Origin of the sequence: Paenibacillus sp. FSL W8-0194 (assembly GCF_037969745.1) — a bacterium.
Classification (GTDB): Bacteria; Bacillota; Bacilli; order Paenibacillales; family Paenibacillaceae; genus Paenibacillus_AQ; species Paenibacillus_AQ cookii.
On record NZ_CP150205.1, the window covers coordinates 3311015 to 3323410 of the forward strand.

General features: G+C 54.1%; 12 protein-coding genes. 4 read left to right on the plus strand and 8 right to left on the minus strand.

Annotated features, from left to right (window positions below; translation table 11 throughout):
- Positions 1–11: 11 nt before the first annotated feature.
- The 3 genes from MKY58_RS14910 to dapA form a co-directional block, all read right to left on the minus strand.
- Positions 12–1247, minus strand: coding sequence for a Tm-1-like ATP-binding domain-containing protein (locus MKY58_RS14910; protein ID WP_339320972.1), 1236 nt, complete (start codon positions 1245–1247; stop codon positions 12–14).
- Between the two features lie 134 nt (positions 1248–1381).
- Complete coding sequence (locus tag MKY58_RS14915) at positions 1382–2572, minus strand: phosphoenolpyruvate hydrolase family protein (protein WP_339320973.1); 1191 nt, start codon at positions 2570–2572, stop codon at positions 1382–1384.
- 87 nt (positions 2573–2659) lie between these two features.
- A complete protein-coding gene (gene dapA / locus MKY58_RS14920; RefSeq protein ID WP_339320974.1) occupies positions 2660–3544 on the minus strand; it encodes a 4-hydroxy-tetrahydrodipicolinate synthase in 885 nt (294 codons plus the stop codon).
- A 110-nt stretch (positions 3545–3654) separates the two neighbouring features.
- Here dapA and MKY58_RS14925 point away from each other — a divergent pair, with 110 nt between their 5' ends.
- Positions 3655–4533, plus strand: coding sequence for a LysR family transcriptional regulator (locus tag MKY58_RS14925; protein ID WP_339320975.1), 879 nt, complete (start codon positions 3655–3657; stop codon positions 4531–4533).
- A 53-nt stretch (positions 4534–4586) separates the two neighbouring features.
- On the opposite strand, the gene MKY58_RS14930 is transcribed toward MKY58_RS14925, so the two are convergent.
- The 3 genes from MKY58_RS14930 to MKY58_RS14940 all read right to left on the minus strand — a co-directional run bounded on the left by MKY58_RS14930 (position 4587) and on the right by MKY58_RS14940 (position 7506).
- Entirely contained in the window at positions 4587–5765 is a 1179-nt protein-coding gene (locus MKY58_RS14930; protein WP_339320976.1) for an MFS transporter, read from the minus strand.
- Between the two features lie 235 nt (positions 5766–6000).
- A complete protein-coding gene (locus MKY58_RS14935) occupies positions 6001–6588 on the minus strand; it encodes a TetR/AcrR family transcriptional regulator (RefSeq protein WP_339320977.1) in 588 nt (195 codons plus the stop codon).
- A gap of 159 nt (positions 6589–6747) precedes the next feature.
- Complete coding sequence (locus MKY58_RS14940) at positions 6748–7506, minus strand: glucose 1-dehydrogenase (protein WP_339320978.1); 759 nt, start codon at positions 7504–7506, stop codon at positions 6748–6750.
- A 232-nt stretch (positions 7507–7738) separates the two neighbouring features.
- Here MKY58_RS14940 and MKY58_RS14945 point away from each other — a divergent pair, with 232 nt between their 5' ends.
- Positions 7739–8401 (plus strand): helix-turn-helix domain-containing protein, encoded by a 663-nt coding sequence (locus MKY58_RS14945; protein WP_339320979.1) that lies wholly within the window; start codon positions 7739–7741, stop codon positions 8399–8401.
- Between the two features lie 157 nt (positions 8402–8558).
- On the opposite strand, the gene MKY58_RS14950 is transcribed toward MKY58_RS14945, so the two are convergent.
- The gene (locus MKY58_RS14950) at positions 8559–8774 is read right to left on the minus strand and encodes a hypothetical protein (protein WP_339320980.1); all 216 of its coding nucleotides are present in this window, start codon (positions 8772–8774) and stop codon (positions 8559–8561) included.
- Between the two features lie 233 nt (positions 8775–9007).
- Here MKY58_RS14950 and MKY58_RS14955 point away from each other — a divergent pair, with 233 nt between their 5' ends.
- The gene (locus MKY58_RS14955; RefSeq protein ID WP_339320981.1) at positions 9008–9403 is read left to right on the plus strand and encodes a VOC family protein; all 396 of its coding nucleotides are present in this window, start codon (positions 9008–9010) and stop codon (positions 9401–9403) included.
- Positions 9404–9695: 292 nt separating this feature from the next.
- Here the strand turns inward: MKY58_RS14955 and MKY58_RS14960 are convergent, their stop codons facing one another.
- Positions 9696–11054: an amino acid permease gene (locus MKY58_RS14960; RefSeq protein ID WP_339320982.1), complete on the minus strand. Its 1359-nt coding sequence runs from the start codon at positions 11052–11054 to the stop codon at positions 9696–9698.
- Positions 11055–11272: 218 nt separating this feature from the next.
- Between MKY58_RS14960 and MKY58_RS14965 the strand changes: the two genes are divergently transcribed.
- On the plus strand, positions 11273–12394 hold the full coding sequence (locus MKY58_RS14965; RefSeq protein ID WP_339320983.1) for a VanZ family protein: 1122 nt from the start codon (positions 11273–11275) through the stop codon (positions 12392–12394).
- The last annotated feature ends 2 nt before the right edge of the window (positions 12395–12396 follow it).

Below are 12396 nucleotides of genomic sequence, written 5' to 3' on the forward strand. Positions count from 1 at the left end.
TCGCGTTTGTTTCAGGTGGTTGTCCGGTTCGCTTTTTTCATCAGTTCGATCAATTTCTTCGCCGCCGCCACGGCAAAAGCTTTGTCGTTGATGTCGGTGTCGAGCTCGATCAGCTCTACCGTTTGGCGGTCAATCCGCTGTCTTAACGTGTCAAACAGCATTTCGTCCTCTTGCGTTCCATGGAACGGCTGCCCTTCCACGTCAAGCATGGACACGCCCTTCAGCGGAAGCATGAGCGCCGTCGGCCCCTGCGCCCGGTTTAATTTCTCCGCGATCACTTCGCCAAGCTTCCGGTTTTCCTCCACGGTCGTCCGCATTAAGGTTACCGATGGATTATGTTTGTACAAATTGCGGTTTTTGAACGCAGCCGGCACGGTATCGTACGGCCCGAAGTTGACCATGTCGAGCGCGCCCGTCGATACGACCTGGGGCACTTGGCAGCGGCCTGCCGCCTCAAGGCGATGCGGTCCTGCGGCAAGCACCCCGCCGACAAGCTCGTCGCACCATTCGGTCGTGGTCAGGTCCAGGACGCCGTCGACGAAGCCGCCTTCGATCAGGCTTTCCATCGTTTTGCCGCCGGTACCTGTCGCGTGGAAAACAAGCACCTCATAGCCCTGCTGCTCCAAATATTCTCTGGCATAATTAACGCACGGGGTCGTCACCCCGAACATCGTCGCTGCGACCAGCTGCTTTTTATCCCGCGGCGGAGCCGATTCGAACTGCACCATGCCCGCGATGGCATGCGCCGCGTTCGCAAAGATCGTGGTCGAAAAAGAGTTCAGCCCGGACACGTCCACGATCGACGGAAACATGACGATGTCGCTGGTGCCCACATACGGTTCGGTATGGCCGGAGGCGACGGTCGAAACCATCAGCTTCGGAACGCCGATCGGCAACCCCCTCATGCCTGCGGTAACGATGGACGTGCCGCCGGTGCCGCCGGTGCCGCCGAACGACAGGATGCCGTCGAACTTCCCTTCCGCATAAAGCTGCGGAACGATCCGTTCCATTCCCCTGGCAAGCGTCTCCGTCCCGGCGGACCGGTCCTTCCTTGCGGCAATCTCCCGGATGTCCGCTCCAGCCGCCTGCGCCACTTCAATGTTGGACACGTCGGGCGTAAACATCGGCTCGAATACGCCGCAGTGGATCGTAAACGTGGTTAAGCCAAGGTTTTCAATGACCGATTTCACGTACAAAAACTCTTCGCCTTTCGAATCGAACGTTCCGGCAATCGCAATCGTTTTCATGAAAACAACCTCCTTCACTTGAGCCTCAGGCGGCTACCCGGATCGGGCAGCCGTTCATGCCCTTACAAGTTAAGGATACAGCGCTTTCATCAAAAAAGGATCGTATTCATGTACGATCTTTATGTATATTTGTCTTATGTTTGTCGGCGGTAGGCTTGAGGAGTCATGCCCGTATATTTTTTGAACGTTTTGCTGAAATGGACGTAGTCCGGATATCCTACCGTTTCGGCGATCCGCGAAAGCGGCAGCCTGGTATGCTTGATCACTTCCTGCGCCTTATGGATGCGGTATTTCGCGATGTATTCCGGAAAGCTGCAGCCGACCTCCTTATTGAACAAAGCGCTCAAATGGGTCCGCGATACATGAATCCGTTCCGCCAGCTCGGTGAGCGAAATATTGTTCATGTAATGCTCCGCGACGTATTCTTTGACAAAAGCGACATAGTCGTACGGTTCGCCCGCATGCGACAGCCTGTCCATCAGCTGCTTGTCCTGCTCCAGCTGCCCGGTCAGCTTAAAGCGGTGCGTCGTTTCCACGATCGCTTCTTCCGTCGGAATCCGCTCGAAGCTGGACCCGCCGACATACCCCATTGCCGACGTATTGTCGTACATATATTGCACATCGATGGGAGCATGAACGGGACCGCCGTAGACGAGCTTGACCGGCCGCTTTCCCGAAGCGTCGCAAACGGCGAAAATTTGCCGGGCGAGCTCGGCCCCCTTTTCCAGGGACAGCACTCTTTTCGTGCCCATCCTCCCGCCTCCGGTGACGCCCAAATGAGCGCAGATGCAATCGGCGCCAGCCTTCAGCATCAGCGATGCCTGCTCCGCGTCAAAAACGAAAGCCATCGTAAAAAGCCCCAGCTCGTGCGCCAGCCTGACGGCTTCCACCTCCTGCAGATACGTCATGCCCTCTTCCTCCAGCGCTTCGCGGAACTTCCCGTCGATCAAGCCCACGGTCGGGTAGTTGATGATGCCCGCAAAGCCGCTCTCCTTAATCCGTTTCAAAAAAGCTTCCGTTTCCATCGTCGGGTCCGTCGCGCACAGGCCGAAAATGACCGGCGTTTCTCCCACTACGGATAAAATTTCCCGCGACCCGAATTCCATGACCATGTCGTTGCTGCTTGCAAAAGGCAAAAAGCCGGCGACGGAGCCGAGCCCCATCTGTCTGAAACGCCCCGAATTCAGCGCCAAAATGAGATCCGCTCCGCCTTTGACGGCGTATTTGGCCGAGATGCCTGCCCCTGCCGCCACGCCGATGATATGCTCATCCGCCTGTATTTGCTTGTATAACCGCTGCAATATTTCCTCTCTTTGTGCCGCCAATTCCAAATCCCCTTCGTTCGCATCGCCCGCCGGCCTTGTTTTTTTTCCTGCGGTGTCTTATCTATATATTATAAGGGAATGTTCGGATTATAGGTAATTCAGCCATGGCTCAAGTTCGTTTTTCAGCTGCTCGGAAATCGGCATCAGCGGCAGCCGGAGGCGATCCGTGGCGATTTGGCCCAAGCTCGCCAACAACCACTTGAGCGGAGCGGGGTTCGGTTCCCGGAAAAGGCCTTGGACCAAAGGAATCAGGGCGTCAAAGGTTTGTTTGGCCGCAAGGATCTCCCCCTTTTGAACCAGGTTATATACCTCGATGAAACGCTGCGTGTTTACGTTCGCGGAGGCCAATATTCCCCCGCCTGCCCCGAGTGCCAATTTGGCGAAATAATGCAGGTCGTCCCCGCAAAGGACCGGACCGGCGTTATGCCTCGTCAGTTCCCCGATCAGCTCCAGGCTGTCGGAACTGTCCTTGATGCCGATGACCCCGTCCAATTCCATGATGGCTCTGGCCGTATCCATGCTGAGGCGGATCCCCGTACGGGAAGGAATTTCATAGGCAATGACCGGCACCCCGACCCGGGCCACGGTCCGAAAATGCTCCAGGATCCCTTCCTGCGACGGTTTGCTGTAATAAGGAACGACAACGAGTACCGCATCGGCGCCCATGTTCGCCGCGCTTTCGGTTCGTTCGACGGTCGATGCCGTATCGTTGGTTCCGGTTCCGATGACGACGGGCACCGCCCTTTTTTTATTTTTCAAAAGCGACTGCGTCGCTTCCGTCAGCTGCCGCACCTCTTCCCACCGGACCGTCGGGGCTTCCCCCGTCGTTCCGTCCACGATCAGTCCTGCAATATCCTGCTCTGCCAGCTGCCCGGCATAGTTTTGGTAAGAAGCCAAATCGAGCTCCCCGCCTTGCGTAAACGGCGTAACGACGGGCACGAAAACGCCCCGCAAATCTTCTCTTTTCAACATCAGGATGACCTCCTATCGGTTTGTGCATCCAATTTACCATAGGAATTGCCATCGGTGTTATCTATAATAATCGATGAGTATTATCAATATTATTGATGGAGTTGAAACGGATGGATCTCACTTACCTGAACACGTTTCGCGAGGTCGCCCTCCGCCAAAGCTTTACCCGGGCGGCCGAGGAACTTGGATACGCGCAGTCCAGCGTCACGACGCAAATCCAAAAACTGGAAAAAGCCTACGGCGTCCAGCTTTTCGAGCGCTTCGGCAAAGGGTTGCGCCTCACTTCCGCGGGAGAAGAACTGCTGCGGTTCACGGTCCAAATGCTGGATCTCCACCAACAATCCAAAGAAAAGCTGGGCAATCAAAGCGGGGGCACCCTCTCCATCGGCACCATCGATTCGCTGGCCGCCTATTTCCTCCCCCCTTTCCTGCAGGAAGTCCGGGTGCGCTACGAAGGGCTGTCCGTCCGGCTGCAGACCGGCCGCGAGACGCATATTCTCAAGCAAGTCAAAGAAGGCGAACTGGATCTCGGCCTGATCCTGGACGGCGAGCCTTCCGATCCGTCATTGGCATGGCAAACGATCCGCGACGAACCCCTCTTGCTGCTGGCAAGCCCGGGGCATCCCCTTTGTAGGATGAAGCAAATCGAGTTGGAGCATGTGGCGGGCGCCGAGTGGATCATGCCCGAGGAGAGCTGCAATTACCGGATCATGCTCGAAAACATTTTAAAGAAAAACGGCATCCCCTATGCGATCGGCCTTGAACTCGGCAATCCTGAGTCCATCAAACGGTGCGTGATGAGCGGCTCAGGCATATCGCTCCTGCCGAGGATGGCTGCCGCAGCCGAAATCGGCCGCGGGGAACTGGTCAGCCTCCCGTTTGCGCATCCCGATCTCCGGTTAACTTTGCTGCTGGCCTTGCATCCCAAAAAGTGGATTTCGACCCCGCTTCGCGGTTTCATCGAACGGATCGGGAATGCGGTTAATTAAAAACAGGCCGGGGTTTTCATGCCCGGCCTGCCGATTTTGATTCCATGGATGCCTTATGCGCAGGTTTGCCCGCTTTTTTGCATCCGGGTGTTCGGTTCGCGTTCCTTCAGGAGATACGGCACAAGGGACAAGAGCCCGAGAATCGCCAATACGACCCCTACCCAGAGCGGAGAAGACAGGCCGAAACCTTGGTCAATGGCGAGCCCGCCGAACGTCGATCCGACCACGATGCCGAAGTTGACGATGGAAACGTGGACCGTGCTCACCAGGGAGCCGCTGTTGGACGTCCGCGATACCCGCGTCACCATGGCAGGGTTCATGGGCACTCCGGCAAGGCCGATGACGATCACGGCTGTCATCGCGACGGCCGGATTGCCCGCAAACAAGCCGAAGATGATCAGCGCCGCGGCAAGGACCGTAAGTCCGATCGTCAGGATCGGCATCATGAAGCGGTCAGCAAGCCGCCCCGTGATCAGGTTGCCGACCACCGTCGCCACGCCATAAATGCCGAGAAGAAGCGGAACGAGCTTCGCATCGAAACCGGTCACGTCGGTCAGGATCGGCGAAAAATAACTGAAAGCGGCAAAAGTGGCGCCGATAATCAGCATGCTCGTCAAATAAGCGGCCCACAGGTGCCGGTTTTTAAAGGCGGCCATTTCGCCGCGGAGGCTCACTGACCCGACCGCAGGCGATGCCGGAATGAGACGCTGCGCCATGATTCCGGACAGCAATACGAGTATGGCGACCGCCCAGAAGCTGGAGCGCCAGCCGAAATATTGATCGAACAGCATTGCGATCGGCAGGCCCACGGCCGTGGCGACCATCAATCCGCCGAGCACGATCGAAGCCGCGCGGCCGCTGGATTCCGGCCGGACAAGCGTCAAAGCAATTTCGATGGCAACCCCGAAGCAGGCCGAAGAGGCAATGCCCGTGATGATCCTTGCCGCCATCATCAGCTCATAGTTCGGAGCCAATGCACCCAAGGTCTGGCCGGCAAGAAAAATGAACGCCAAGCTCATGAAGGCGGTTTTTCGCGGAAGCTTGAGAAGCCCGATCGTCAGCAGCGGTCCCCCGACGATCATCCCGGCGGCATAAGCGGAAATCAGATAACCGATCGCCGCGATCGATACCCCGAAATCCGAAGCAAGCGAGGGCATAATCCCCGCGACCATAAATTCGGACGTCGTCATGGAAAAAATCATCAGTCCCAGTACGTAAATAGCCAATGGCATAAACATCACTCCCGGATTTTCAATATTGTAATGAACAGTACAAAACTAAGGCTAAAAAAGCGTCCCTTCGTTCAAAAGGGATGTTCTGCAAAATTCAGAAGACACTTTTGTACATCCCAGTACAAAATCAATCGAAAAAAGGTTCCTCGGGCAGCAGCCTATCCGCCTCTTGCCCGCTCCATCGCAGCCGCGGCCGGCGTTCGCGCTTCCCAAACCCGGAAAGCGCATGCCGTGCCTAAACTAGCGACGATAACGTTCCTTCAATGATGCGTTCCGCCAAGCTTCGGTTCAACGTCGCGGGATAAATGACGCCAAGACCGTATAGGCTGCTGAGAAACATGTCAGCCAGTTCGGAAGCTTTATGGTTCTGCGTAATTTCCCCCGCCTCCTGACCTTGGATGATCGCTTTTTCGATCGCGTTCTCCAGCAGGTCGACGTGTTTTTTGAAAATGCGTTCGACGGCCGGATCGGTTTTGGCCCGCTCCGCAGCGGCATTAATCAAAAGGCATCCCCTGTTGTTGGCCCTGGAATCGCCCCGAATTTGCCACTCCAATAATGCCCTCAAGCGATCTTTTACCGGAACCTCCCTCTCCAGAATTTCCATCTGCTCCTGGATTCCCAGCTCATGATATCTCCGAAGGGCCTGTTCATACAGCTCGTGTTTGCTGCCGAATGCATTGTACAGGCTTCCCCGGCCGAGGCCGGTTTTATTGCACAGCGCTTCGGTCGAGCATGCTTCATAGCCGTTGTCCCAGAACACTTCCATCGCGGCGTCGATCACGGCGTTATCCTTAAACTCGCGCGGTCTTCCGCTTTTGCTCATCTGGCCTAAACTCCTTTCGGAAAATATTGGTGGTATTAGCATACTTATTTTGTACTGATCTGTCAAATATTATTGAGGTGTCCCTCCGGTTTGATTCCCCCCAAACGCAAAACAGGCCCGTGCGAAACATCCTCGCACAGGCCCTCAAAACGGTTGTTATTACAGCGTCAATCCGCCATCGACCGGAACGATCGAGCCGGTCATGTAGCTGTTTTTCGGCGAAGCGAGGAACGTAACTACTTCCGCCAGCTCCTCCGGTTTGGCGTAACGTCCGATTCGCATGTTCGGCAGTTCCTCAGGAACGTATCCGGATTCCTGCATCATGGACGGAACGGCTTGGGTCAAGGACGTATCCACGCCGCCGGGGCAGATCGCGTTTACGCGGATTCCTTTTTTCACGTATTCAAGCGCCGCGGATTTCGTAAGCGCAACGACGGCATGTTTGCTTGCCGAATACACCGCAAGGCTGTGCTCGCTCCGCAGTCCCGCGGTCGAAGCGGTGTTGATGATGACGCCGTGTCCCTGCTTTTCCATCACTTTCAGCATATATTTCATGCCGAGGAAAACCCCTTTGACATTGACGGAGAAAATCCGGTCAAACTCGGAGTCCTCGATATCCGCAAACAAGGAGAATTTTTGCAGGACGCCGGCATTGTTAAAAAAGACGTCGACGCGTCCGTAGGTTTCCACGGCTTTGTTCACATAGTTTTGGACGTCCTCGCTGTTTGCGACGTTAGCCTGCACGAAGATGCCTTCTCCGCCTTGCTCTTTCACGAGCTTCAACGTTTCTTCGCCCGTTTCCCGGTTAAAGTCGACAAGCACGACCTTGGCGCCGCCTGCTGCAAATTTCAAACTTGTCGCGCGGCCTATTCCGCTTCCCGCACCGGTAATGACAACAACTTGATGGTTTTCAGACATAAGGATCGACTCCTTTAGGATTTAGAATATAGAATAAAATCAAGTAATGATAGTTAAAGTATCTACGTGATAGTGTCACTATCATTACACCGATCATTATACGCCTGTCGCAGGCGAATGACAACCGTTTCATCCTGCAGGCGGCGCGGACTTTTCCCGCTTGATCCGGTTGACAGCCCTCCGGCCATTTGTTATGATCACGAAACAAAAAAACGAACCGTTTGGAAGGAACGTGGACAATTTGAATTCAAAAACCAGATGGGACCGGGAACGTACGGAAGCCAAGCAGCAGCGGGTAGCGCTCATGCTGGAAGCAGCCCAAAAGGTGTTCAACCGGAAAGGCCTCGACAAAGCGACGATGCAGGATGTCGCAACGGAAGCCCATATGGGGGTCGCGACGGTGTTCCGTCACTTTCCGAAAAAAGACAAACTGATCGTCGCCGTTGCAATCAAAATCATCGAATCGCAGACCGAAACGTTCGAGGAAATCCTCCGTCGGCCCGGCACTTGCTATGAGCGCCTGGAGCAAATGCTCGACGTATTCATCGGGTTTATCGGCGAAGAACATAGCGAAAACACCAAATTGATTGAAGCGTTCGAAAGCTACGCCGCCCAATCCCGCGAGCCGCTCGAGGATTTGCCTGCGTACCACGCCGCCGTCGGCCGCATTCAAACGTCGTTGTCCCAAATTCTAAAAGACGGCGTCAACGACGGTTCCCTCCGGGCCGATGTGCCTTTGGAGGAGACGATTGCGACCGTTACGAACGCGTTTGGCCAGTTTGCCAAAAAATTGTCGCTGCAGAGCAGCATTCCGATGCTCGAATCGAATATCGAACCGGTAAAGCAGCTCGAAATCCTGAAAGCCATGATTCTCGATTATTTAAAAGCGACTTAAACGCAACGCGTTGCGATAAAATAAAAAAGAGCTTCAGACGAAGTCTGAAGCTCTTTTTTGCCGTTTTCCCCCGTTGACCGGGCCGATAAACATCAAACGCACGGAACGAATAGCGTGAGCGCCCCTTTTCATGCGTTGTCATGCTTTTGCTTTCGGTTCATGATTTGCGCATCTCAAAAAATTGGCATTCCCCGCGGGAATGGTATGTCACGTCGCTGACATCCGACTGGGTAATGACGGTGCTTTCGGTAAATCGGATGATGTACGTCAAGGAGTCGATCAAATGGTCGTCGCGGAATACGCGGATCGGCAGCCTCTTTTCTTCGGCCTCCCGAAAATCCGCTTCCGTCAACAGCTCGCGGACTGTCGCCATAACACGGCAGCCTCCTTTTTTTATGTTTTGGGTCAAGGCATCCGGGTTTCAGTGGGTTATCGATCCTGCAGGGGCTGCGGTTCTATCGCGTGAATTCCCGCTTTGGCGGCAGCTTGTCCCTCCGGGGTCCAATCCGGTAGAATGTAGCCTAAAAGAATATCAGTCCAGCTTGCCCGGCAATGCCAGGATCGTCCCGTAAGTGATTGTAACATACTTTAAAGGAGCGAAAAACGATGGAACCGAAAGTAACGCCGTTTTTAATGTTTGAAGGGCAGGCCGAAGAGGCGATGAATTTTTACGTCTCGGTATTCAGCCCGGCCGAAGTCCTGCGCGTGACGCGTTACGGGCCCAACGAATCGGGAACGGAAGGGTCGGTCATGCAGGCAGCCTTTTCCGTTAAAGGACAAACCATCCTGTGCATCGACAGCAGCGTCCATCACGCCTTTACGTTTACGCCCGCGATTTCGCTGTTCGTCGACTGCGAGTCCGAAGAGGAAATCGTCGAAACCTTCGCCAAGCTATCCGAGGGCGGTGCCGTCCTGATGGCGCTTGCGGCCTATCCGTTTGCCAAAAAATTCGCTTGGGTTCAGGACCGTTTCGGGGTGTCTTGGCAATTGAGCTTAAATTAAGGGGACCTCGTACGCGGAAGCTGGCAGCCCGGAAAAAGAAACGGTTGACCGTTCATCAACGGCCAACCGTTTTTTTGCAATCCCGGCCTGGAATCGCTTTCGGACATTTTGGATTACATATCTAACTTTAATCTCACATGGAAATTACAGATATAATCATTTTTTTCATTTTCTTAGTATTTATAATTTCCAGCCTGATCGCCAAGATGGATCACATCACATTCAAACGAAAAAAAAACCGGCCGTTTCCTCTCCAAGGAACGGTCGGTCTTGCTTGTGTAGACCGGGTTGCCTAGCTCGCCTTCCCGCCTGGCCGTTTTCCGCGGAACTTGGCAAAGGACCAAACGATTAACAGCAGCAGAACGGCAAGACAAATCCCGATGCTTAAACGGTTTTGCCGGTCCACCACAAAAAATACGGCGATGACCGCCAAACATAACGCGGCGATTCCGGTAACATACGGGTATCCCCACACCTTAAACGACGGTTTCACCGGATACCTTTTGCGCAGCTTCATTTGCGACAACGCTATGCAAATCCATACCAGCAATACGACGAATCCCGGCACGGCCATGAGCACCCTGAACAGCTGATCCTGCGCGAAAAAGCCAAGCATGGCGCCCGCAAGCAGGATGACCGCGCATAACAGCAGCGTGTTGACCGGACTTCCCTTGCGGTTCGTTTTGGACAACGCCTTCGGCGCCTCCCCGGCCGCAGCCATCGAATACAGCATCCGCGACGCGCCGTAAATGCCGGAGTTCGCAGCCGACAGCACCGCCGTGACCAGAATGAAATTCATTATGTGAGCCGCGCCCGCAAGCCCCGTCGCCGACAGCACCTGCACGAACGGGCTGCTTTCCTGCCCGACTTCGTTCCACGGAATCATGCCGCAAATGACGAGGATCGGCAGCGTAAAAAACAAAATGATCCTTAAAATGAAATTGCCGACGACCTTGGGCAAAATGCGCTCGGCGTTTTCCGTCTCGGTGAGCGTCAAGCCGATCAGCTCGGAGCCGCCGTAGGAGAACATGACGACCAGCATCGCCGAGAAAACGGATGTCCAGCCCCCGGGGAAAAAGCCGCCGGCACCGGAAAAATTGCTCAAATACGGCGTATTGCCGCTTGGAATGATTCCGAAAATGAGGCAAGTGCCCAGCACGATAAATACGATGATCATGGCGATTTTGATGCCCGCCAGCCAAAATTCGAATTCCCCGAGCGTCCCTACGCTCAGCAAATTGATCAGGATAATCAATGCCGCGGAAGCCAGGCTCAGCACCCATAACGGCACCCCCGGCAGCCAATACTGCAAGAAACTGCCCGCGGCAATGATTTCGATGACGCATACCGAAAGCCACATAAAGCAGTACATCCATCCCAAAATGAAGGACACCTTTTCGCCGAATGCTTCCCTCACGAAATCCTTCATATTCCTGCCCTTGTATACCGTGGCCATTTCGGCCATCGCCGCCATCACAACCAGCAGCAGCAGCCCGGCAAACACGTACGTGACGATGACGCCCGGTCCCGCCAGCCCGATCGTTTCCGCGCTGCCTTTAAAAATGCCTGTTCCGATGACGCCGCCCATAGCCATAAAACTGATATGTCTAGGCTTTAGTTTTTTCTGCAACGATCCTTCAGGTTGTCCCATCCATATCCTCCTGATGCACTCATACATGAATGACGATGAATTTAATTAAACGTATAGTCCAGTATAAACGATTTTGCGTTTTTGTGAAATTAAAGCATTTTAAAGATGGCTGCAGGAAAATTTAAACTTAATTTAATCGAGAAGAAGGCCCGATTATGTTATGATCATTACCGGCTGTCTTTCCACGGCGGCCTTGATTAAACATTGGCGGTGATCGTGTGCTTCAATCCTATCTGTTTCCCATTTCTTACGCCTTTATGTCTTTTCCGTTTGCGGCGTTGTTGTTCACGCTTCCGTTCCTAATCGTGCAATACCGCAAATACGGTTATATCAATAAAGTACGGGCGTTTGTATTGTACCTGTTTTTGCTTTACTTAATGAATGCGTTTTTTCTTGTGATCCTTCCGCTGCCGTCGTCGCGGCATAACCCCGCGCTGGCGTCGGGAGCCATGCAGCTAGTGCCGCTGAACTTCATTTTCGATATTCTAAAAGAGACTTCGGTCATCGGATCGGCTCCCTCCACTTACTGGCATTTGCTGAAGGAACGGGCGTTCCTGCAGGTCGTCTTCAACATCATTCTGACGGTGCCATTCGGGATGGTGCTCCGTTATTACTTCCGTACGGGCTGGATCCGGTCCATCCTGTTTTCGTTCCTGCTCTCACTCTTTTTCGAGGTGACCCAGCTGACGGGCATTTACGGAATATATGACCATGCATACCGCGTATTCGACGTCGATGATCTCATCATGAACACTCTTGGAGGCATTTGCGGGTATGTGGCGGCCGAATGGTTGTCCGGGCTCCTGCCAAGGATCGAAAAACTCGATGAAAACGTGGATTTATCCGCCAAAAGAGTCACATACACCCGCCGTGCCGTCGCGTTTTTGATCGATTCGGTCATCTGGCCGATATTGATGGCGATCTGTTTCGTTCTTCATGTCAAGGCGGCGTTTTGGGTGGCCACGGGGATTTATTTCATTCTGGTTCCATGGCTGACGCATGGGGTGACTCCGGGAAAATGGCTGGTCCGCATCAAGCTGACGAACATGGGAGAACCCATTACGCTCGCGGCGCTCCTCAAACGTTACGGTCTGCTTTACTGGGTATTTTTCGGGCTTAACCGCCTGTTGGCGGGATCGCTCGACAATGTGCCGGACGTCGGCCGGCTCATCCTCGGCATGGTCGTCTTCCTCATGGACGCCTGGTTTTTTATCCATGTCCTCATCCGCCTGTTTCGAAAAGATCCCCAACTTTTTTACGAGAAACTCAGCAAGACGAAACATGTCATCCTGTGGAACAAACCTGCGGTAACGGTCAAAGAAGAAAAAGAGTCCGATTAACG

Coding starts and splice junctions, on each gene's coding strand:
- MKY58_RS14910 (WP_339320972.1), bottom strand. CDS start 1,247: ATGAAAACGATTGCGATTGCCGGAACGTTCGATTCGAAAGGCGAAGAG.
- dapA (WP_339320974.1), bottom strand. CDS start 3,544: ATGTTGAAAAGAGAAGATTTGCGGGGCGTTTTCGTGCCCGTCGTTACG.
- MKY58_RS14925 (WP_339320975.1), top strand. CDS start 3,655: ATGGATCTCACTTACCTGAACACGTTTCGCGAGGTCGCCCTCCGCCAA.
- MKY58_RS14930 (WP_339320976.1), bottom strand. CDS start 5,765: ATGCCATTGGCTATTTACGTACTGGGACTGATGATTTTTTCCATGACG.
- MKY58_RS14935 (WP_339320977.1), bottom strand. CDS start 6,588: ATGAGCAAAAGCGGAAGACCGCGCGAGTTTAAGGATAACGCCGTGATC.
- MKY58_RS14940 (WP_339320978.1), bottom strand. CDS start 7,506: ATGTCTGAAAACCATCAAGTTGTTGTCATTACCGGTGCGGGAAGCGGA.
- MKY58_RS14950 (WP_339320980.1), bottom strand. CDS start 8,774: ATGGCGACAGTCCGCGAGCTGTTGACGGAAGCGGATTTTCGGGAGGCC.
- MKY58_RS14955 (WP_339320981.1), top strand. CDS start 9,008: ATGGAACCGAAAGTAACGCCGTTTTTAATGTTTGAAGGGCAGGCCGAA.
- MKY58_RS14960 (WP_339320982.1), bottom strand. CDS start 11,054: ATGGGACAACCTGAAGGATCGTTGCAGAAAAAACTAAAGCCTAGACAT.